Annotated in this window: 19 protein-coding genes; 16 read left to right on the top strand and 3 right to left on the bottom strand. The window is 67.2% G+C overall.

The genetic code is table 11. The annotated features are described in order from the left end of the window. Positions 1–205: 205 nt before the first annotated feature. From OB895_RS05950 to OB895_RS05930, 5 genes are all read left to right on the top strand, one after another. Positions 206–1,879, top strand: a complete 1,674-nt coding sequence (locus OB895_RS05950; protein ID WP_153302152.1) for a peptide ABC transporter substrate-binding protein — start codon at positions 206–208, stop codon at positions 1,877–1,879. A gap of 103 nt (positions 1,880–1,982) precedes the next feature. Next, the gene (locus OB895_RS05945) at positions 1,983–2,909 is read left to right on the top strand and encodes an ABC transporter permease (RefSeq protein ID WP_042542011.1); all 927 of its coding nucleotides are present in this window, start codon (positions 1,983–1,985) and stop codon (positions 2,907–2,909) included. After that, positions 2,902–3,846 carry an ABC transporter permease gene (locus OB895_RS05940; protein WP_042542010.1) on the top strand — a complete coding sequence of 315 codons (945 nt, stop codon included), beginning with the start codon at positions 2,902–2,904 and terminating at the stop codon, positions 3,844–3,846. Before OB895_RS05945 ends, OB895_RS05940 begins: the two co-directional genes overlap by 8 nt. Next, complete coding sequence (locus OB895_RS05935; protein ID WP_079112530.1) at positions 3,843–5,516, top strand: dipeptide ABC transporter ATP-binding protein; 1,674 nt, start codon at positions 3,843–3,845, stop codon at positions 5,514–5,516. The genes OB895_RS05940 and OB895_RS05935 overlap by 4 nt, the downstream gene beginning before the upstream one ends. Positions 5,517–5,518: 2 nt before the next feature. After that, entirely contained in the window at positions 5,519–6,082 is a 564-nt protein-coding gene (locus tag OB895_RS05930) for a hypothetical protein (protein WP_079112531.1), read from the top strand. A 15-nt stretch (positions 6,083–6,097) separates the two neighbouring features. Here OB895_RS05930 and OB895_RS05925 read toward each other — a convergent pair whose 3' ends face one another. Next, the gene (locus OB895_RS05925; protein WP_228385671.1) at positions 6,098–6,883 is read right to left on the bottom strand and encodes a CPBP family intramembrane glutamic endopeptidase; all 786 of its coding nucleotides are present in this window, start codon (positions 6,881–6,883) and stop codon (positions 6,098–6,100) included. A gap of 101 nt (positions 6,884–6,984) precedes the next feature. Here OB895_RS05925 and typA point away from each other — a divergent pair, with 101 nt between their 5' ends. From typA to OB895_RS05905, 4 genes are all read left to right on the top strand, one after another. Then, entirely contained in the window at positions 6,985–8,898 is a 1,914-nt protein-coding gene (gene typA, locus OB895_RS05920) for a translational GTPase TypA (RefSeq protein ID WP_042542007.1), read from the top strand. A 163-nt stretch (positions 8,899–9,061) separates the two neighbouring features. After that, positions 9,062–9,946, top strand: a complete 885-nt coding sequence (locus OB895_RS05915; protein ID WP_052493020.1) for an aggregation-promoting factor C-terminal-like domain-containing protein — start codon at positions 9,062–9,064, stop codon at positions 9,944–9,946. A 172-nt stretch (positions 9,947–10,118) separates the two neighbouring features. After that, positions 10,119–11,132 (top strand): glutaminase A, encoded by a 1,014-nt coding sequence (gene glsA, locus OB895_RS05910; protein ID WP_042542006.1) that lies wholly within the window; start codon positions 10,119–10,121, stop codon positions 11,130–11,132. A gap of 28 nt (positions 11,133–11,160) precedes the next feature. Beyond that, a complete protein-coding gene (locus OB895_RS05905; protein WP_079112532.1) occupies positions 11,161–12,804 on the top strand; it encodes an MFS transporter in 1,644 nt (547 codons plus the stop codon). A 3-nt stretch (positions 12,805–12,807) separates the two neighbouring features. On the opposite strand, the gene OB895_RS05900 is transcribed toward OB895_RS05905, so the two are convergent. Beyond that, a complete protein-coding gene (locus OB895_RS05900) occupies positions 12,808–13,356 on the bottom strand; it encodes a helix-turn-helix domain-containing protein (protein WP_079112533.1) in 549 nt (182 codons plus the stop codon). A 93-nt stretch (positions 13,357–13,449) separates the two neighbouring features. On the opposite strand from OB895_RS05900, the gene OB895_RS05895 reads away from it, so the two are divergent. From OB895_RS05895 to OB895_RS05865, 7 genes are all read left to right on the top strand, one after another. Beyond that, positions 13,450–14,160 (top strand): AzlC family ABC transporter permease, encoded by a 711-nt coding sequence (locus tag OB895_RS05895; protein WP_079113938.1) that lies wholly within the window; start codon positions 13,450–13,452, stop codon positions 14,158–14,160. Next, positions 14,157–14,471 carry an AzlD domain-containing protein gene (locus tag OB895_RS05890; RefSeq protein WP_042542003.1) on the top strand — a complete coding sequence of 105 codons (315 nt, stop codon included), beginning with the start codon at positions 14,157–14,159 and terminating at the stop codon, positions 14,469–14,471. The genes OB895_RS05895 and OB895_RS05890 overlap by 4 nt, the downstream gene beginning before the upstream one ends. 35 nt (positions 14,472–14,506) lie before the next feature. Beyond that, positions 14,507–14,983, top strand: coding sequence for a histidinol dehydrogenase (locus tag OB895_RS05885; protein WP_228385672.1), 477 nt, complete (start codon positions 14,507–14,509; stop codon positions 14,981–14,983). 9 nt (positions 14,984–14,992) lie between these two features. Then, complete coding sequence (gene fdxA / locus OB895_RS05880) at positions 14,993–15,313, top strand: ferredoxin (protein WP_042542002.1); 321 nt, start codon at positions 14,993–14,995, stop codon at positions 15,311–15,313. 3 nt (positions 15,314–15,316) lie between these two features. After that, the gene (dapC, locus tag OB895_RS05875; protein ID WP_042542001.1) at positions 15,317–16,429 is read left to right on the top strand and encodes a succinyldiaminopimelate transaminase; all 1,113 of its coding nucleotides are present in this window, start codon (positions 15,317–15,319) and stop codon (positions 16,427–16,429) included. Positions 16,430–16,573: 144 nt separating this feature from the next. Then, the gene (locus OB895_RS05870) at positions 16,574–17,893 is read left to right on the top strand and encodes a citrate synthase (protein ID WP_153302153.1); all 1,320 of its coding nucleotides are present in this window, start codon (positions 16,574–16,576) and stop codon (positions 17,891–17,893) included. 11 nt (positions 17,894–17,904) lie between these two features. Then, a complete protein-coding gene (locus OB895_RS05865; protein ID WP_042542000.1) occupies positions 17,905–18,375 on the top strand; it encodes an SRPBCC family protein in 471 nt (156 codons plus the stop codon). Between the two features lie 98 nt (positions 18,376–18,473). Here the strand turns inward: OB895_RS05865 and OB895_RS05860 are convergent, their stop codons facing one another. After that, positions 18,474–19,889: a DEAD/DEAH box helicase gene (locus OB895_RS05860; protein ID WP_042541999.1), complete on the bottom strand. Its 1,416-nt coding sequence runs from the start codon at positions 19,887–19,889 to the stop codon at positions 18,474–18,476. Between the last annotated feature and the right edge of the window lie 193 nt (positions 19,890–20,082).

The following is a 20,082-nucleotide window of genomic DNA, read 5'->3' as shown; positions in this document are numbered from 1 at the left end:
GGCGTCGCGTCCATCCGGACGCGACGCCGTCGCTCGTTTCCGTGCATTTCCGCGTGTTTCAGGGATGTTTCAGTTGATCACCACTCAGTAACGGTTCATTAGCCGAGAGCGGAGTCCCCTGAATCGCGGGTTACAGTCAACTATCCCTACGCGTTCGACGATGAGCGCGCAGTCTGATGAATACCCGTCCACAGGAGGACACAAAGTGAAGCGCAACAAGATCGCCCTTGCGGGCACTGCGTTGTTCGCGATCGGCGCCCTGGCGCTCGCGGGCTGCGCGAGCGGTGGAAGCGACGACGGCGACGGCGGATCCGGTGCAACCGGTGACGCGGACGCCATCATCACGACGAACGGCTCGGAGCCCGAGAACCCGCTGATCCCCACCAACACCAACGAGGTGGGTGGCGGAAAGATCCTCGACGAGATCTTCGCCGGTCTGATCTACTACGACGCCGACGGCAAGCCCGTCAACGACGTCGCTGAGGAGATCACCACGGAGGACCCGCAGAACCTCACCGTCAAGATCAAGGAAGGCCTGACCTTCACCGACGGTGAAGAAGTCACCGCCGACAACTTCATCAAGGCGTGGAACTACGGCGCTCAGGCGGAGAACGCTCAGCTCTCGGGCTACTTCTTCGAGGACATCGAGGGCTTCATCAACGACGCCGGTGACCCCGCGAACCCCGATGACGACGTGTTCGGCGCGCAGGGCGACATGGCCGGCCTCAAGCAGGTCGACGACTACACCTTCACGATCGCGCTGAACAAGCCGGCTTCCGACTTCGCTCTGCGTCTCGGATACTCGGCGTTCTACCCGCTGCCCGACGCCGCCTTCGAGGACATGGAGGCCTTCGGCCAGTTCCCGATCGGCAACGGCCCGTACATGATCGACGGCGAAGACGCGTGGCAGCACGACGTGCAGATCGACCTCGTGCGCAACGACGACTACGACGGCCCCCGCAAGGCGGCCAACGGCGGTCTGACCATCAAGTTCTACGCCACGCAGGAAGCGGCATACGCCGACCTGCTGTCGAACGAGGTCGACGTCATCGACGCGATCCCGACCAACTCCCTGCCCGTCTTCGCAGACGAGCTCGGCGACCGCGCGGTGAACCAGCCGTCGGCTGTGTTCCAGTCGTTCACCATCGGTCAGTTCCTCCCGCACTTCAGCGGCGAAGAGGGCCAGCTGCGTCGTCAGGCGCTGTCGATGGCCATCAACCGCGAAGAGATCACCGAGACCATCTTCTCGGGCACTCGCACCCCGGCAGCCGACTTCACGTCGCCGGTCATCGCGGGCTGGTCCGACTCGGTTCCCGGCAGCGAGGTCCTCGACTACGACCCCGAGAAGGCGAAGGAGCTGTGGGCCGAGGCCGACGCCATCTCGCCGTGGGACGGCGAGTTCAAGATCGCTTACAACTCCGACGGCGGGCACGACGCCTGGGTCGACGCGGTGAGCAACAGCATCAAGAACACGCTCGGCATCGAGGCATCGGGCGACCCGTACCCGACCTTCCAGGATCTTCGCACCAAGATCAACGACCGCTCCATCACCACGGCAGCGCGTTCGGGCTGGCAGGCCGACTACCCGGGTCTGTACAACTTCCTCGGACCGCTCTACGCAACGGGCGCCGGTTCCAACGACGGTGACTACTCGAACCCCGAGTTCGACGACCTCATCAAGGCCGGAATCAGCAACCCCGACGCCGACGCGCAGATCGAGGACTTCAGCAAGGCTCAGGAAGTCCTCTTCCAGGACCTTCCCGCGATCCCGCTGTGGTATTCGAACGTGACCGGTGGCTTCAGCGAGAACGTCGACAACGTCACGTTCGGCTGGAACTCGGTTCCGCTGTACTACGAGATCACGAAGGCCGGCGAGTAAAGTCTGACGGCACTTCACCTGTGAGGCGGTGACGATTCTTCGTCACCGCCTCACAGGCTTGTGTTCGCACGGCTTTCTCTGCCCTCTAAGAAGGGACAAGCGGATGCTCGGTTACATTCTGAGACGTCTACTGCAGGTGATCCCGGTCTTCTTCGGAGCCACCCTGCTCATTTACTTCCTCGTGTTCGCCATGCCCGGCGATCCGATCCTCGCCCTGTTCGGCGACAAGACGCCGAGTCCGGCAGTCGTCACGCAGCTGCGCGAGCAGTACCACCTGAACGACCCGTTCATCGTGCAGTACTGGTACTACATCACCGGCGTGTTCCAAGGCGACCTGGGCACCACCTACTCCGGTCGGCCGGTTTCTGCAGTGCTCGCCGCCACGCTTCCGGTGACGGGGCGCCTCGCGGTGATGGCGATCGCCATCGAGTTCGTGCTGGCGATCATCATCGGCACCATCTCAGCGCTGCGCAAGGGCAAGCTCTTCGACAACATCTCGCTCGTCGTCGCGCTGGTCGCGATCGCGATCCCGATCTTCGTCGTCGCGTTCCTCGCACAGTACTTCCTCGCGATCCAGCTCGGATGGTTCAAGCCCACTGTCGGCGCCGACAACGACTGGGGCGGTCTCTGGCTGCCGGCGATCGTGCTCGGCTTCAGCCTCTACGCCGTCAGCATGCGTCTGATGCGCAGCTCCGTCATCGAGACCCTCAACCAGGACTGGGTGCGCACGGCGTACAGCAAGGGCCTCTCGCGCAACCGCGTGCTGCCCGTGCACGTGCTGCGCAACTCGCTGATCCCCGTGATCACCAACTCCGCCACGAACTTCGGCGTGCTGCTCGTGGGTGCCACTGTCACCGAGGGCATCTTCAACGTCCCCGGTGTGGGAAACACGCTGTTCCAGGCGATCCAGCGCGGCGAGGGACCCACGGTCGTCTCGTTCGTGACCGTGTTCGTCATCCTGTACGTGTTGGTGAACCTTCTCATCGACCTGCTCTACGGTCTGCTCGACCCGAGGATTCGCTATGCCTGATCCCACCTCTCAGAAGCACTACGTCGCTCCGATCGAGACGGAGTCGATCGCTGTCGACGCCGTCCGCATCTCCGACAAGCCCAGCAATCTGTGGCGAGACGCCTGGTTCGACGTGCGGCGTCGACCGCTGTTCTGGTTCTCGATAGTGCTGGCGCTCTTCTTCCTCGTGATGGCTTTGTGGCCGACACTGTTCACCGCCACACCTCCGAACGACGACTGCCAGCTGGCGAACAGCAACGGCGGTCCGACCGACGGCCACCCGCTCGGGTTCACGTTCCAGGGCTGTGACATCTACGCCCGCATCGTCTGGGGTTCGCAGACCTCTCTCGCAGTCGGCCTCATCGCGACCCTGATCTCGTCGATCCTCGGACTGATCATGGGAGCCCTCGCGGGCTTCTACGGCGGCTGGCTCGATGGCCTGCTGTCGCGCATCGGCGACATCTTCTTCGCGATCCCGTACATCCTCGCGGCCGTGGTCGTGATGACCGTGTTCCGGGACTCCCGTTCGGTGTGGACACTCGCATTCGCCATCGGAGCATTCGCGTGGGCCTCGACGGCTCGCGTCGTACGCGCTGAGGTGCTCCGGGTGCGTCAAGCGGACTTCGTGATGGCCTCACAGGCGCTCGGGCAGTCCAAGTTCAAGATCCTCTTGAATCACGTCGTCCCGAACGCCATCGCGCCGCTCCTCGTCGTCTCGACCCTCGGACTCGCGGCGGCGATCGTCGCGGAGGCGACGCTGTCGTTCCTCGGCGTGGGGCTCGGCAGTGACGTGATGTCGTGGGGTAACGACATCGCGAAGGCTCAGGCATCACTGCGTGTCGCACCGATGGCACTCATCTATCCGTCGATCGCGCTCACCCTCGCGGTGCTGGCGTTCGTCACCCTGGGCGAGCTCATCCGAGACGCCCTCGACCCGAAGGCGAGGGCACGCCGATGAGCGAGCGAATCACCGAACAGGTCCCGCTGCTGAGCATCCGCGACCTCACAGTCGCGTTCCGCACGCAGGAGGGTCTGCGCGAAGTGCTCCACGGAGTCAGCTTCGACGTCATGCCGGGCGAGACCGTCGCGATCGTGGGCGAGTCGGGCTCGGGCAAGTCCACGACGGCCACGGCCATCGTGAACCTGCTCCCGGGCACCGGTCAGGTCACCGCCGGGTCGATCACCCTCGAAGGGCGCGAGCTCACGACACTCAACCGTCGCGAGATCGAGGCTGTGCGCGGTCGGGACATCGGCTTCGTGCCGCAGGACCCGATGTCGAACCTCAACCCTGTCTGGAGCATCGGCTTCCAGGTCAAGGAGGCGATCCGTGCGAACGGCATCGCCCAGGGGCGCGACGCCGCCAAAGCACGCACCGTCGAGGTGCTGCAGCAGGCGGGCCTGGCCGACGCCGAGAAGCGTCTGCACCAGTTCCCGCACCAGTTCTCGGGTGGCATGCGTCAGCGCGCGCTGATCGGGATGGGCCTCGCGGCCGACCCGAAGCTGCTCATCGCCGACGAGCCGACCTCGGCTCTCGACGTGACGGTGCAACGCGTGATCCTCGATCACATGGCCTCGCTCACCCGCGACAAGGGCACCTCGGTGCTGCTGATCACGCACGATCTGGGCCTCGCGGCCGAGCGTGCCGACAAGATCATCGTGATGAACGGCGGCAACATCGTCGAGGCCGGCCCCAGCCGCGAGATCCTCGAGAACCCGCAGCATCCGTACACGAAGCGTCTGGTCGCCGCGGCGCCCAGCGTGGCATCGCAGCGCATCCAGGCGGTGGTGGAGGACCGGGGCATCGAGACTCTCGACGACCTCGCCGCCATCCCGCCGACGGTGCGCGTCGCCGGGCTCACGAAGGACTACCGGATCCGTCAGGGCGGCTTCCGCAGCGAAGCCTTCCGTGCGGTCGACGACGTCTCGTTCGCGATCCCTCGAGGCAAGACCCTCGCACTGGTGGGGGAGTCGGGTTCCGGCAAGTCCACCGTCGCGAAGATGGTGCTGAAGCTCGAGGAGCCGACCAGCGGCGTGATCGAGATCGACGGCCAGGACGTGTCGAAGCTCTCGAACGCCCAGGCGTTCGGACTGCGTCGCCGCATGCAGCCGGTGTTCCAGGACCCGTACGGCTCGCTCGACCCGCTGCGCAACATCGGCAACACCATCGCAGAACCGCTGCAGATCCATGGCGTCGGCGACCGCACGTCACAGCGTGAGCGGGTCGAGGAGCTTCTCGACCAGGTCTCGCTGCCGCGCGTTCTGGCGACCCGGTATCCGAACGAGCTCTCGGGCGGACAGCGTCAGCGTGTCGCCATCGCGCGTGCGCTGGCGCTCAAGCCCGACATCATCGTCCTCGACGAGGCGGTGTCGGCGCTCGACGTGCTGGTGCAGGATCAGGTGCTGCAGCTGCTCGCCGAACTCCAGTCAGAGCTCGGGCTCACGTATCTGTTCATCACGCACGACCTCGCCGTCGTCCGTGTCTCGAGCGATCTCGTGTGCGTCATGGAGAAGGGCAAGATCGTCGAGCAGGGCACCGTCGACGAGATCTTCGCCAACCCGCAGCAGGAGTACACCGATCGTCTGCTGAAGGCGATCCCCGGTGCGACGATCACCCTCGGCGGTCACTGAGAGTGAGCACCGAACCTCGACCGGAGGCCGCACGGAGATTCCGTGCGGCCTCCGGGCCTGTCTCCCTCGTCCTCTGCTCGCTGCTCGCGATCTTCCTGCTCGGCGATGCGGTCGTGCGCGCGGGATGGGGGCAGATGCTGCTGCTCGCCCCCTGGGTGCTGCTCGGTCTCTGGGTCGTGTACGAGATCGCCTTCGTCTCGGTCGTGCGTGTCGACGGCGAGGGAGCGATGGTGCAGAACATGCTGCGCCGGACGACCTTCGGCTGGAGCCGCGTCCGCGACATCGACCTGCGCTGGCAGCTCGTCTTCTCGCTCGAGGACGGCTCGGAGCTCTCGAGTTACGGGGGGCCTGCGAGAGCGCGTCCGATTCGGCGCCAGGTGCGCGAGGACGACGAGGCCAAGGCGCCGGCCGGCCTCCGCGAGCTCACCGACATCCGTGACCGCTGGCAGGCGGCTCCCTCGACCGCGGACGCGCCGATCCGCCGCACCTGGGACTCTCAGGCGCTCATCGCGCTCGGTGTCATCGTGATCTGGGCCGTGACGTCGATCGTCATCGCGAACGCCTGATCGCGCGGAGCTGCCTCAGCCGGGGAGCCCGAAGAGCGTCGGCCAGGTGGCCGCCGCCCAGGGGTAGCCGACGAACACCGTCGCGTCGATCAGGAAGTGCGCGACGAGGAACGGCATGAGCCGTCCGCTGCGCTGGAACAGCCATCCGAAGAGCAGCCCCATGGCGAGGTTTCCGATGAACGCTCCGGGGCCCTGGTACAGGTGGTAGCTCGCGCGCAGCACGGAGGTGGTGAGAATGATCGCCCACGGCCCCCAGCCCAGCTGCCGGAGTCGGGCGAAGAGGTAGCCGAGCACCACGAACTCCTCCTGCAGTGATGCGCGCGCTGCCGCGAGGAGAAGGACCGGGATGGTCCACCAGTGACTGTCGAGCCCCGCGGGGTTCACCGCGACGAAGAGTCCGAGGGCACGACCGGCGAGATACAGACCGAGACCGGGGATGCCGATGGCTGCGACCAGGAGGATCCCGCGGCCCACATCCGCTCCGACCCGGGTGCCGTCGAGACCCAGCCTGCTCAGATGCGGTCTGGACGACTGCCACAGCAGGAAGCAGACGAGCAGCACCGGGACGAGGGAGAACCCGATCGACAGGACCTGGTAGATCAGGTCGAAGATCTCCCTGTCGCTCCGGGACGGATTCAGGGTCGCGGTCTGATCGGCCAGCGGCGTCTCGTCGGTGAGCCGGTAGGCCAGCTGCACGATCGCATACACCGCGGACTGACCGAGTCCGAGGGCGAGGACGATGGCGATCTCCCACCACAGACGAGCGCGCGAGGGCGGGGGAGAGAGGTCGACGACGGTCACGCTCCCGATCGTACTTCGAGCGCTCAGGAACGAGTCGTCGGCATACGGTAGTCTGGAACGTCGGCTTCTCGACAAAACCCCACACTCTTTAGGACATCTGCATGGCGCACGCCCTCCGTTCTGACCTCCGCAACGTCGCTATCGTCGCTCACGTCGACCACGGTAAGACCACCCTCGTCGACGCCATGCTGCGTCAGACGGGCTCCTTCGGCGAACACGCGCACGTCGATGAACGCGCGATGGACTCCAACGATCTGGAGCGTGAGAAGGGCATCACGATCCTCGCCAAGAACACGGCGATCACCTACAAGGGCAAGCATGCTCAGGGTAAGGAGATCACGATCAACGTGATCGACACGCCCGGCCACGCCGACTTCGGTGGAGAGGTCGAGCGCGGCCTGTCGATGGTCGACGGCGTCGTGCTGCTCGTCGACGCCAGCGAGGGCCCGCTCCCGCAGACCCGCTTCGTGCTGCGCAAGGCTCTCGAGGCCAAGCTTCCCGTCATCCTCCTGGTCAACAAGACCGACCGCCCCGACGCTCGCATCGCCGAGGTCGAGGAAGAGGCCCACGACCTGCTGCTCGGCCTCGCGTCCGACCTCGTCGACGACGTGCCCGACCTCGACGTCGACGCTCTGCTCGACGTCCCCGTCGTCTACGCGTCCGGCCGTGCCGGCGCCGCGTCGCGCAACCGTCCGGCCGACGGATCGCTGCCCGACAACGACGACCTCGAGCCGCTCTTCGAGGCGATCCTCGAGCATGTTCCCGCTCCGGAGTACGACGACGAGCACCCGCTGCAGGCCTGGGTCACGAACCTCGACTCCAGCCCGTTCCTCGGCCGCCTCGCGCTTCTCCGCGTCTTCAACGGCACGCTGAAGAAGGGCCAGACCGTCGCCTGGGTCCGTGCGGACGGCACGCACCAGAACGCACGTATCACCGAGCTGCTCAAGACGCGCGCGCTCGAGCGCTACCCCGCCGAGTCCGCCGGCCCCGGCGACATCGTCGCCATCGCCGGTTTCGAGAACATCACGATCGGCGAGACCATCGCCGATCCCGAGGACGTCCGCCCGCTTCCCGCGATCACGGTCGACGACCCCGCCATCTCGATGACGATCGGCACGAACACCTCGCCGCTGATGGGCAAGGTCAAGGGCCACAAGCTCACCGCTCGAATGGTCAAGGACCGTCTCGACAAGGAGCTGATCGGCAACGTCTCGCTCAAGGTGGTCGACATCGGACGCCCCGACGCCTGGGAGGTCCAGGGCCGCGGCGAGCTGGCGCTCGCCATCCTGGTCGAGAACATGCGTCGCGAGGGCTTCGAGCTCACCGTCGGCAAGCCGCAGGTGGTCACGAAGAAGATCGACGGCAAGACCTACGAGCCGTTCGAGCACCTCACCATCGACACTCCTGAGGAGCACCTCGGCGCGATCACGCAGCTGCTCGCGAACCGCAAGGGCCGCATGGAGAACATGACGAACCACGGCACCGGCTGGGTGCGCATGGAGTTCATCGTCCCGTCTCGTGGTCTGATCGGCTTCCGCAGCGAGTTCCTCACCACGACCCGCGGCACCGGAATCGCCAACGCGATCTCGCACGGCTACGAGCCGTGGGCAGGGTCGATCACGACCCGCCAGAACGGCTCGATCGTCGCCGACCGCTCGGGTGTCGTCACCCCGTTCGCGATGATCGCCCTGCAGGAGCGCATGTCCTTCTTCGTGCAGCCCACTCAGGAGGTCTACGAGGGCATGGTCATCGGCGAGAACTCGCGTGCCGACGACATGGACGTCAACATCACGAAGGAGAAGAAGCTCACCAACATGCGTGCGGCGAGCTCCGACACCTTCGAGTCGATGACCCCTCCGCGCCAGCTCACCCTCGAGGAGAGCCTCGAGTTCGCGCGTGACGACGAATGCGTCGAGGTCACGCCCGAGGTCGTCCGCATCCGCAAGGTCAACCTCGACGCCAACACGCGTGCTCGCGACACCGCGCGCCTGAAGCGTCAGGACGCCGGCTCCTGAGAATCGTCTAAGAGAAGGGCCCTGTACCGCCGAAAACGGCTGTACAGGGCCCTTTTCTCACGAAACGTCCAGGCGAGCCGTTGCAGAATCGTTACCTTGCGCCTGGGGCGATCTCCCGATGAGTGTCCTGTGACGGGCGTACGACGACCCGAAAGTCGAACCCATGCTTCAGAACACCCGTGCGCTTCGGCGCGCCCACGCGGCGGCGTCAGCCCGCAACGCGATCACGGCACGTCGCCCCAAGCTGATTCTCGGAACGATCACCGGCGGTGTGCTCGGCCTCGCCCTGACCGTCGGCATGGTGTCGGCGCCCGCGGCTGGTGCCGAGGTGCCGGACGCCGTCGCCGGCGTCACGTCCTTCGTCACCGGCGAGACCGAGCAGCCGGCGAAGAGCGCCGACGACTCAGCCCTGACGATGGTCGCCGCTCAGGACGCCGTTGCTGCGGCCGAGGCGCTGAACGCCGAGGTCGCGGCATCGGGCCTCGACCTCGGCGCGGCACCCTCCTCGGTCGATACCTCCGACGTGACCGCCTGGGTCGATCAGCTCGCCGACCGCGATGAGTTCTCGAACAGGCAGCTCACGAGCCTCACTGCGTATGCGGTCACCGGCACGGACGAGATCGTCGCTGAGACCGCCGCCCTGCAGGAATCCTACGTGGCGGCTCAGCAGGCCAAAGCCGCTGCGGATGCGGCTGCCGAGCAGGCGGCCGCTGAAGCCGCCGCACTCGCTCAGACGAACACCGTCGACGGCGCGAAGGCCGCGGCGCGCGACATCGCGTCAGGTCAGTACGGGTGGGGCGCCGACCAGTTCTCCTGCCTGGATTCGCTGTGGACCAAGGAATCCGGGTGGAACTACCAGGCGTACAACGCCTCGGGCGGCGCGACGGGGATTCCGCAGGCTCTGCCCGGAAGCAAGATGGCGTCTGCCGGATCCGACTGGCAGACGAATGCGGCCACGCAGATCCGCTGGGGTCTCGGATACATCTCCTCCGTGTACGGCACCCCCTGCAGCGCGTGGGGGCACTCCCAGTCCGTGAACTGGTACTGAGCCTCCGCCGCCCGACCGGCACCACCGAGACCCACCCCGCATGCGTGCGGCGGTGGGTCTCGGCGTTTCAGGGCGCAGCCTGAAACCGGCGCTCCGTGCTCTAGGCAGAGCGAGGCATTGCCACTACGGTGAGCGGTGACGGCTGGGGGGTCGTGGACTCGGAGGAGAACGCATGGACGTCGCGGCACTGACAGACATCCCGCAGCAGGTGTCGACCGGCGCCCTGCCGGGGTGGGACCGCGTCGACGAGCTCGTGCGCGAAGCCCACCGCCGCTATGCGGACGACCGCACGGGTGCAGTCGCCGATTACATCCCCGTGCTCGCGGAGGCCGACCCCGAGCTGTTCGGTCTCGCGGTCATCGAGGTCGATGGCGGCCTGCATGACGCCGGAGACGCGCTGCATCCGTTCTCGATCCAGTCGATCTCGAAGATGTTCGTGTACGCGCTGGCCATCCAGGAGCACGGCCATGAGCGGGTGCGCGAGATCGTGGGGGTCAACAACACCGGGCTCGCCTTCAACTCGCTGATGGCGCTCGAGCTCAACGCGGGGCATCCGATGAATCCGATGGTCAACGCGGGTGCGATCGCCACCACGGCGCTGATGCCGGGGCAGACGTCCGTCGAGCAGTGGGAGCGCGTCCGGGAGGGGTTGTCGGCCTTCGCCGGACGCCCGCTGAGTCTTGACGGGGTCGTCTATGCGTCCGAGGCGGAGACGAACGAGCGGAACCGAGCGATGGGGTGGCTGCTGCGAAGCTACGGGCGGCTGACCGGCGACCCGGATGACGTGGTCGACGTCTACACGCGTCAGTGCGCGCTCAGCGTCACCGCTCATGACCTCGCGGTGATGGGCGCGACGCTCGCAGACGGCGGCGTGAACCCCATCACGGGTGAGCGCGTCGTCTCGGCGGACGTCTGCCGCGACACTCTCGCCGTGGTGGCGTCGACCGGCCTCTACGAGACTTCGGGGGAGTGGCTGTTCGAGATCGGCCTGCCGGCCAAGTCGGGGGTCGCCGGAGGCATCGTGGCTGTCGCCCCCGGCAAGGGGGCGGTCGCCGGATTCTCACCTCGCCTCGACCGAGCCGGCAACTCTGTGCGGTCGCAGCTCGCGATCGGCCATCTCTCGCGCGCACTCGGCCTGAACCTCTTCGCTTCCGCGCCGTCGGCGACCCCTCGCTCGACGGACTGACCCCTCTCACCGCTCGGAGGACCCTGTCATGACACACACCGCTCCGGCTCCCACGAAGACCTCCTGGATGCCGCTCGTCAGCCTCTTCCTCGCCCAGGTGCTCATGTCGTTCAACGTGGCCGCCCTTCCGATCTCGCTCGGCGGCATGGTCAGCGAGTTCGGCGTGCCGCCGACTGTCGCCAGCACGACGATCGTGATGTACGGGCTCGCCGTGGCCGCACTGGTGATGACCGGCGCGAAGCTCGGCCAGCGCATCGGGTGGGTGCTCATCTTCCGGATCGTGATCGGCCTCTTCGCCGCATCCTCGGTGCTCATGATCGTGTCGCCGAGCGTGGGCTGGGCCATCGCCGGGCAGGCGGTCGCGGGCGCTGCCGCGGCGATCATCGTGCCCTCGATCGTGGCGCTGATCGCCGAGAACTATCGCGGAGCGCAGCAGGCGACCGCGATCGGTGCGATCGGCTCGGCCAGGGCCATCTCGGGGGTCACGGCCTTCCTGATCGGCGGCACCCTGGGAACGCTCGTCGGATGGCGTCCGATGTTCTTCATCGTGTTCGGCATCGCGGTGGTGGTGTTCGCCTTCAGCTTCACGCTTCGCGGCGATCGCGGCGACGCGTCGATCCGCATCGACCTCGTGGCGTCGCTGCTCATAGGTGCGGCGATCGTCCTCCTCACCCTCGGCTTCAACAACCTCAACGGGTGGGGTGCCGTCGCCGCGACGGAGGCTGCGCCCTTCAGCATCCTGGGGCTCTCGCCAGCTCCCGCCTTCGTGGTCGTGGGAATCGTGCTCGGGCAGTGCTTCTTCGTGTGGACGCGGAGGCGGATGGCCGAGGGCAAGGTGCCGCTGATCGACCTCAGCATCCTGGACTCCTCGAAGGAGCGAGCGGCCGTCTACGCGATGTTCATCGTCGTGGCTCTCGAGGCGTGCGTGAACTTCACCATCCCGCTGTACATCCAGATCGTGCAGGGGAGGACGCCTTTCGACACATCCCTCGCGATGATGCCCTTCAACCTGACGGTCTTCATCACGGCCACCCTCGTCGTCCGCTTCTACAAGCGCTACCCGCCGCGGGTGATCGGCGTCTTCGGGTTCATCCTGACCACGGTCGCGCTCGTCTGGCTGTCCGTCGTGGTCAACAACAACTGGGAGACCCTGCCCACGATCCTGGGGCTGATCGTCTTCGGCATCGGCCAGGGCGCGCTCGTGACGCTCGTGTTCAACGTGCTCGTCACCTCGGCGCCCGCCGAGCTCGCGGGGGATGTCGGTTCGCTCCGAGGCACCACGCAGAACCTCGCCTCCGCGGTCGGCACCGCTCTGGCCGGCGCACTCCTCGTATCGCTCCTCGGATTGAGCATCGGTCGTGCGGTCGTCGAGCATCCTGAGCTGCCGCCCTCGCTCGTCACGCAGGTCGACATGGACAACCTCAACTTCGTCAGCAACGACGACCTCCGCGCCGCCCTCGAGCAGACCGATGCGACCCCCGAGCAGATCGACGCGGCGGTGGCCGTCAACGAGGAGTCTCGCCTGGGCACGCTGCGACTCGGGCTGCTCCTGCTCGCCGGCCTCAGCGCGGTGGCGATCCTGCCCGCATCGAGACTTCCGAAGTACAAGCCCGAGGAGATCCCCGACCCGTCACCGGTCTCGGGTTCGGGTCCGGGGCCGGGGCCGGAATGATGCTCAGCGGAGTTCGGAGATGAGAACCGCGCTTGTACCGGCGACGATCGCCTCGAACACGTGCGGTGCGTCTCCGGCGTACGAGAGGTAGTCGCCGGGGTTCAACAGCACAGGGGCGTCCGTCGGTCCGATCAGAGCTTGCCCCGAGATGAGGACCACGTGCTCGGTGGTGCCCGGATGATGCGGATCGGAGCGCCGCGGATCACCGGGTTCCGCCTGGATCAGGTACACATCCCTGCGGGCGCCCGGCGGGCTCGCGGACAGCAGCGTCGCGCTGTACGCCGCCGCAGACGACGGCACGCCGACGAGATCGTCGGCGCGGATGAGCGTCGGCGCGTTGATCTGCTGGTCGACGAGCGCGGCGAAAGGCACCCCGAGCGCGACACCCAGAGCCCACAGCGTCTCGACGCTGGGATTGCCGGAGCCTGATTCGAGTTGCGAGACAGTCGCCTTCGAGATCCCCGCCCGACGCGCGAGCTCGGAGACGGACAGCGCGGCTCTCTCACGCTCGTTGCGCACGGTACGGGCGATGCGGGTGCGGAGGTCCTCCATCTGTTCAGTATGTCAAACGATCGTTCGCTTGACTATCCGTGAGGTGTTGTTCAGAATGATGATCATGTGTTCACTGCAGCGAACGATGTCGCGATGAGCGCTGGGCGCGAAGTCTGGCGCGAGGCGCTGGGCGTGGTTCTCGCGACCAGCGCCTATGGCGTCTCTTTCGGCGCGCTCGCCGTGGCATCCGGTCTGGATGTCTGGCAGACGTGCGTGCTCAGCCTGCTGATGTTCACGGGCGGATCGCAGTTCGCATTCGTCGGGGTGTTCGCCGCCGGAGGCGTGTCGGCGCTTCCCTCGGCCATCGCCTCGGCGACGCTGCTCGGGGTGCGCAACGTCGCGTACGGCATGCGGATGTCTCCGATCGTCGGAACCACGCCCGCCCGCCGAGCGGCGGCGGCGCACTTCACGATCGACGAGTCCACCGCGGTGGCCATCTCGCAGAGAGATCCTCGTCTGAGACAGGTCGGCTTCTGGGTGACCGGCATCGGGATCTTCATCGGATGGAACATCACGACGTTGATCGGCGCTCTGGTCGGCGACGTGCTCGGCGACCCGAAGACCTGGGGGCTGGATGCTGCCGCTGCCGCTGCGTTCCTGGCTCTGCTCTGGCCGCGCCTCAAGGAGCGCCAGGCGATCGCGGTCGGTGTGGCCGCAGCTGTCGTGGCCGCGTCGCTCACGCCCCTGATCATGCCCGGTCTGCCCGTGCTGGTCGCGGCTGTCGTCGCGATCGTCGTCGGCTGGTTCAACTGGCTGGGACGAGTCGACGGCTCCACGGCCGGCTCCGGGGAGGTCGACCGATGAGCGTCTGGAGCGCGATCCTGCTCGCTGCGGTGATCTGCCTGGCGCTCAAGGCCAGCGGTTATCTCGTGCCGCCGAGCGTGCTCGAGGCGCCACGACCGGCTCGCATCTCCGACCTGCTGACCGTGGCGCTCCTCGCCGCACTCGTGGCTGTGCAGACTCTCGGAGCCGGGCAGGCCGTGGTCGTCGATGCACGGGTCCCCGCTCTGCTCGTCGCGGCCGGTCTTCTGTGGTTGCGTCAGTCGTTCCTGGTCGTGGTGTTCGCCGCTGCGGTCGTCGCCGCGATCCTGAGGCTTCTCGGCCTCGCTGCCTGAGTCGAGCAGATCCTCGGCGCGCGTAGGATCGACTCGTGCGTACTGGATGGATCTCCCGGGTGCTTTCCTGGATCGCCGCGGCTCTCGTCGGCGGCGTCTTCGGCGTCGCGGGAACGATCGGACACAGCCTGATGTGGGGACCGGTGCCCGTGGGGCTGCTGGTGGGAGCGGTCGCGTGCGGGGCGATCCTCGTCGCGATCCGGGCGCTCACCCACGACCGGGGCGCGACTCTCGCCGCGGGGCTCGGCATGCTCGGCATGCTGATGCTGATCTCCGGCGTCGGCCCTGGTGGGTCGGTGGTCGTCGAAGACACGCTCAGCGGTCGCATCTGGACCTATCTCGTCGCCGGACTCGTGCTTCTCGCCGTGGCATGGCCGTCCTTCTCCCGGCTTCCCGCGCGCACCGATGCGCCTGCGCCTGCGCCCGCAATGTCGTCTGGGGCGTCCGACGGCGAAGCGCCGAGTGCTCGGCGTGCCCCCGCTCTGGGCGATCGGACCGGCGGCGAGTCGTAGACTGGTCGAGTGACGTATGTGATCGCTCTCCCGTGCGTCGATGTCAAGGATCGCGCCTGCATCGACGAGTGCCCCGTTGACTGTATCTACGAGGGCGAACGCTCGCTGTACATCCACCCCGACGAATGCGTCGACTGCGGCGCGTGCGAACCCGTCTGCCCCGTCGAGGCGATCTACTACGAAGACGACCTGCCGGATGAATGGCAGGACTACTACAAGGCCAACGTCGAGTTCTTCGACGAGGTCGGCTCTCCGGGTGGTGCCGCCAAGGTCGGCGTCATCGCGCACGATCACCCGATCATCGCCGCTCTCCCGCCACAGGGCGAGTAGTCGGTGAGCGTTCGGGATCTCGCCGACTATCCGTGGGATGCGGTCGTTCCCTATCGTCAGCGCGCTGCCCTGCATCCGGAGGGGATCGTCGACCTGTCCGTCGGGTCGCCCGTCGACCCGACGCCCGAGCTGATCCGCCGAGCTCTGTCGGAGGCGACGGACGCGCACGCGTACCCGCAGACCGTCGGCACTCCCGCTCTGCGTGAGGCGATCGTCGCGTGGTACGCCCGCCGCAGGGGAGTGGTCGACCTCACGGTCGACAACGTCCTGCCCACGATCGGCTCGAAGGAGCTCGTGGCCCTGCTGCCGACCCTGCTCGGTCTCGGCGCCGGCGACATCGTCGTGCATCCCCGAATCGCATACCCGACCTACGAGGTGGGTGCCCGCGTCGTCGGGGCCACGCCGCTGCCTTCCGACGATCCTGCCGACTGGCCCGAGGGCACCAAGCTCATCTGGATCAACACGCCGGGCAACCCCGACGGTCGCACCTGGACGGTGGAGGAGCTCTCCGCCGCGGTTCTGCGCGCTCGGGAGCTGGGGGCCGTGCTCGCGAGCGACGAGTGCTACGCCGAGCTCGGGTGGGACGGCCAGTGGGCGACCGAGCCGATCCCCTCGGTCCTCGACCCGCGCGTGACGGGGGGGAGCAGGGCGAATCTGCTCAGCGTCTACTCGCTGAGCAAGCAGTCGAATCTCGCCGGCTACCGGGCCGCTTTCGTGGCGGGGTGCGCGCGCATCGTCGGCGAGCTGCTCACCGCGCGCAAGCACCTGGGGCTGATGCCACCGGAGCCTGTGCAGCACGCGATGGCCGTGGCTCTGGGTGACGACGAGCACGTCGCGGCTCAGAAGGAGCTCTACCGTGGGCGGCGCGACATCCTGCGGCCGGCGCTCGAAGCTGCGGGGTTCCGGATCGATGGATCGGAAGCCGGCCTCTACCTGTGGGCGACCGAGGGGCAGGATGCCTGGACGAGCATCGAGAGGCTTGCGGATCTCGGCATCCTCGCGGGTCCCGGCCCGTTCTACGGCGCGTTCTCGAACGAGCACGTGCGGCTGGCGCTGACGGCTCCTTCCGAACGGATCGCCGAGGGCGCCCGGCGCCTGCGCGAACAAGCCGTGTAGGTTCTCGCCTCAGACTGCGGGTTCTTTTGTCGGTTGTCACAGTAGGCCTGTGTGCCTACTAGGCTGTAAAGGCGATTCGGTTGTGTATCGATGATCTCGAACAGACCTGGTGCTCAGCGCCGTGACATCGCCACATCCGACTTGATGAAGATCCATGAGGAGGCCCGCGTGAGCGCAGCGGCAGAGCAGCAGGCGACAGCGAAGCTGACGATCGGCGATACGACCGCTGAGTTCCCACTCGTGCGAGGCACGGCGGGCACCGACAGCATCGACTTCTCGACGCTGACGCGGCAGACCGGCTACACAGGGCTCGACTACGGTTTCGTCAACACCGCGTCCACCAAGTCCGCGATCACCTTCATCGACGGAGACAAGGGCATCCTGCGCTACCGCGGATATCCGATCGAGCAGCTCGCCGGATCGACGAGCTACCTCGAGGTCGCCTGGCTCCTCATCTACGGTGAGCTGCCCTCCGCCGCCGAGCTCGCGGAGTTCGATGAGAAGATCCGTCGGCACACGCTGCTGCATGAAGACCTGAAGCGGTTCTTCTCGGCGCTGCCGCACACGGCGCACCCGATGTCTGTGCTGTCGTCGGCCGTCGCCGCTCTCTCGACCTACTACGAGGGTCAGACCGACCCGCACAACCCCGAGCACGTCGAGCTGAACATGATCCGGATGCTGGCGAAGCTGCCGGTCATCGCCGCCTACGCGCACAAGAAGAGCATCGGCCAGGCGTTCCTCTACCCCGACAACTCCCTCGGCTTCGTCGAGAACTTCCTCAAGCTCAACTTCGGCGTGCACTCCGAGGAGTACCAGGTCAACCCGGTCATGTCGAAGGCCCTCGAGCTGCTGCTCATCCTGCACGAGGACCATGAGCAGAACGCGTCGACCTCGACCGTGCGTCTGGTCGGCTCGACCGGTGCGAACCAGTTCGCATCGATCTCTGCGGGCATCCAGGCGCTGTCCGGCCCGCTGCACGGTGGTGCGAACGAAGCCGTCCTCACGATGCTCGGCCAGATCCGTGACTCCGGCCAGAGCGTGTCTCGCTTCGTCGAGCGGGTGAAGAACAAGGAAGAGGGCGTGAAGCTCATGGGCTTCGGGCACCGGGTCTACAAGAACTACGACCCGCGCGCCAAGCTCGTCAAGGAAGCAGCCGGTGAGGTGCTCGCCGAGCTCGGCGTCACGGACCCGCTTCTCGACCTCGCTCAGGAACTCGAAGAGCTCGCTCTCGCAGACGACTACTTCAAGGAGCGTCGTCTCTACCCGAACGTCGACTTCTACACCGGTGTGATCTACAAGGCGATGGGCTTCCCGACCCGCATGTTCACCGTGCTGTTCGCGATCGGTCGTCTCCCCGGGTGGCTCGCGCAGTGGCGTGAGCTGCAGCTCGACCCGCAGACCAAGATCGGCCGCCCGCAGCAGCTCTACACGGGGTCTCCCGAGCGCACCTTCCAGACTCGCTGACGCCGAGCGCGATGCCTGTCGTCAGCGCCGAAGCGGTCGTGCCGGTGGACCCCGCGACGGCGTTCGCGGTGTCTCAGACGACGGGAGCGGTGCGGCGACGCTGGGACCGCTTCATCAGCGAGCAGCACCTCATGGACGACGCGGATGCGCCCGCCAAGGGTGTGCGCACCTTCACCCGGCAGCGGTTCGGTCTCTCGATGGTCAGCCGCTACGTGTCGTACGCCCCACCCACGAACGTGGGCATGGTGATGGAGCGGGGTCCCTGGTTCTTCACCAAGCTCGGTGGCGGCTGGCGGTTCACCGAGGTGCCGGAGGGCACGCTGGCTGTGTGGAAGTACAACTTCTCGTGCCGCCCCGCGTGGCTCGCACCGTTCGCCGAATGGATCGGAGTTCGAGTGCTCGGCTTCGAGATCCGTCGTCGCCTCGCCGGGTTCGCCCGCGGTTGCTCGGATCCGAAGGTGCTGGCGGCGGTAGGACGCTGATCACGGCGCCCTCCGCACACTCCGGTTTCGTCGGGGCGCAGAAAGGCGGGTGCGTCGATGCCTGAGCATCGGCGCACCCGCCTCTCTTGCAGCGGGGTTCAGCGACCCTGCGAGCTCCAGCCGCGGCCGCCCTGGTTGCGCGACTGACCGCCCTGGCGAGATCCGCCCTGGCCGCCCTGTCGCGAACCGGTCTGCGCTGCCGGCGCACCCTGACCACTCTGGCCAGAGCGGGGACGACGGCTGCGACGCGACGGCGGGTTGGCGGCCGAGTTGCGCTCGCCGCCCGCGGGACGCTGCTTGGGCGCCTGGCGCTGCTGCGCCTGGACGGGAGCAGGACGCACGTGTGCGGCGCGCTCGGGAACCAGCTCGCTGACGGCGGCCGTCGTGACGGGCTCGAGAGCGGCGCTGATCGCTGCTTTGCGCAGCAGATCCTTCACATCGCGGCGCTGCTCGGGGAGCACCACCGTGACGACCGTTCCTGCGGCTCCGGCACGAGCAGTGCGACCTGAGCGGTGCAGGTATGCCTTGTGCTCCATGGGCGGGTCGACGTGGACGACGAGATCGACGTTGTCGACGTGCACTCCGCGGGCAGCGACGTCGGTGGCGACGAGGACGCGCACGCCGCCGTCTTCGGGGGCTGCCGAGAAGGCGCCGAGGTTGCGCTCACGCGCATTCTGCGACAGGTTGCCGTGCAGGTCGACGGCCGGGATGCCTGCTGCGGTGAGCTGCTTCGCGAGCTTCTTGGCCTGGTGCTTCGTGCGGGTGAAGAGGATGCGCCGGCCGGTGCCCGACGCGAGCTCGCGCACGAGCTCGGTCTTGTTGTCGGTCGAGTCGACGACCAGCACGCGGTGGGTCATCTCGCCGACGGGCACGCTCTCTTCGTCGACCTCGTGGCTGACGGCGTTCGACAGGAAGCGGCGGGCGAGCGTGTCGATGCCGCGGTCGAGGGTCGCGCTGAAGAGCAGACGCTGGCCGCCGGCCGGCGTGGCGGTGAGGATGCGGGTGACGCCCGGGAGGAACCCGAGGTCGGCCATGTGGTCGGCCTCGTCGAGGACGGTGACCTCGACGGCGTCGAGCTGCACGACCCGCTGCTTCATCAGGTCTTCCAGACGGCCGGGGCACGCGACGACGATGTCGACGCCGTTGCGCATCGCCTGCTCCTGCGGGCGCTGGCTGACGCCGCCGAAGACGGTCGTGACGCGCAGGCCCTTGGCCTCGGCGAGCGGTGCGATGGTCGCTGCGATCTGCGTGGCGAGCTCCCTGGTCGGCGCGAGCACGAGACCACGCGGGTGACCGGGGCGGCTGCTGCGCGAAGACGCGGAGAGGCGGGCGACGAGGGGGAGGGCGAACGCGATCGTCTTGCCGCTGCCGGTGCGGCCGCGGCCGAGGAGGTCACGACCGGCGAGAGAATCGGGAAGCGTGTCGCGCTGAATCGCGAACGCCTCGGTCTTGCCGTCCTTGGTGAGGACGGCGGCGAGGTCGGCGGGCACGCCGAGATCGAGGAAGGAAGTCATAAAGGTATCTCCGTGAGAATGCACGCACGTACCAACGGGCCGGGTGCGGAAGGGTGGGCGACGGCGCGGGATCGCGCATCGTTTCGCCGTTCGAAATGGCCAGAACCAGGCAAGTGGCGCGGGAGCGTGTCGACGACGCAGACGACTCGCAGTGCGAGGATCGTCGATTCGACACTATCACGCGTCAGGGGGA

The sequence above is a fragment of the Microbacterium forte genome (genome assembly GCF_031885415.1).
GTDB lineage: Bacteria > Actinomycetota > Actinomycetes > Actinomycetales > Microbacteriaceae > Microbacterium > Microbacterium forte.
Note: the sequence above shows the minus strand (reverse complement) of the source record. Positions and strands in the feature narration are given on the sequence as shown.

Coding starts and splice junctions, on each gene's coding strand:
- OB895_RS05945 (WP_042542011.1), top strand. CDS start 1,983: ATGCTCGGTTACATTCTGAGACGTCTACTGCAGGTGATCCCGGTCTTC.
- OB895_RS05940 (WP_042542010.1), top strand. CDS start 2,902: ATGCCTGATCCCACCTCTCAGAAGCACTACGTCGCTCCGATCGAGACG.
- OB895_RS05935 (WP_079112530.1), top strand. CDS start 3,843: ATGAGCGAGCGAATCACCGAACAGGTCCCGCTGCTGAGCATCCGCGAC.
- typA (WP_042542007.1), top strand. CDS start 6,985: ATGGCGCACGCCCTCCGTTCTGACCTCCGCAACGTCGCTATCGTCGCT.
- OB895_RS05915 (WP_052493020.1), top strand. CDS start 9,062: ATGCTTCAGAACACCCGTGCGCTTCGGCGCGCCCACGCGGCGGCGTCA.
- glsA (WP_042542006.1), top strand. CDS start 10,119: ATGGACGTCGCGGCACTGACAGACATCCCGCAGCAGGTGTCGACCGGC.
- OB895_RS05905 (WP_079112532.1), top strand. CDS start 11,161: ATGACACACACCGCTCCGGCTCCCACGAAGACCTCCTGGATGCCGCTC.
- OB895_RS05900 (WP_079112533.1), bottom strand. CDS start 13,356: ATGGAGGACCTCCGCACCCGCATCGCCCGTACCGTGCGCAACGAGCGT.
- OB895_RS05895 (WP_079113938.1), top strand. CDS start 13,450: ATGAGCGCTGGGCGCGAAGTCTGGCGCGAGGCGCTGGGCGTGGTTCTC.
- OB895_RS05890 (WP_042542003.1), top strand. CDS start 14,157: ATGAGCGTCTGGAGCGCGATCCTGCTCGCTGCGGTGATCTGCCTGGCG.
- OB895_RS05870 (WP_153302153.1), top strand. CDS start 16,574: ATGAAGATCCATGAGGAGGCCCGCGTGAGCGCAGCGGCAGAGCAGCAG.
- OB895_RS05865 (WP_042542000.1), top strand. CDS start 17,905: ATGCCTGTCGTCAGCGCCGAAGCGGTCGTGCCGGTGGACCCCGCGACG.
- OB895_RS05860 (WP_042541999.1), bottom strand. CDS start 19,889: ATGACTTCCTTCCTCGATCTCGGCGTGCCCGCCGACCTCGCCGCCGTC.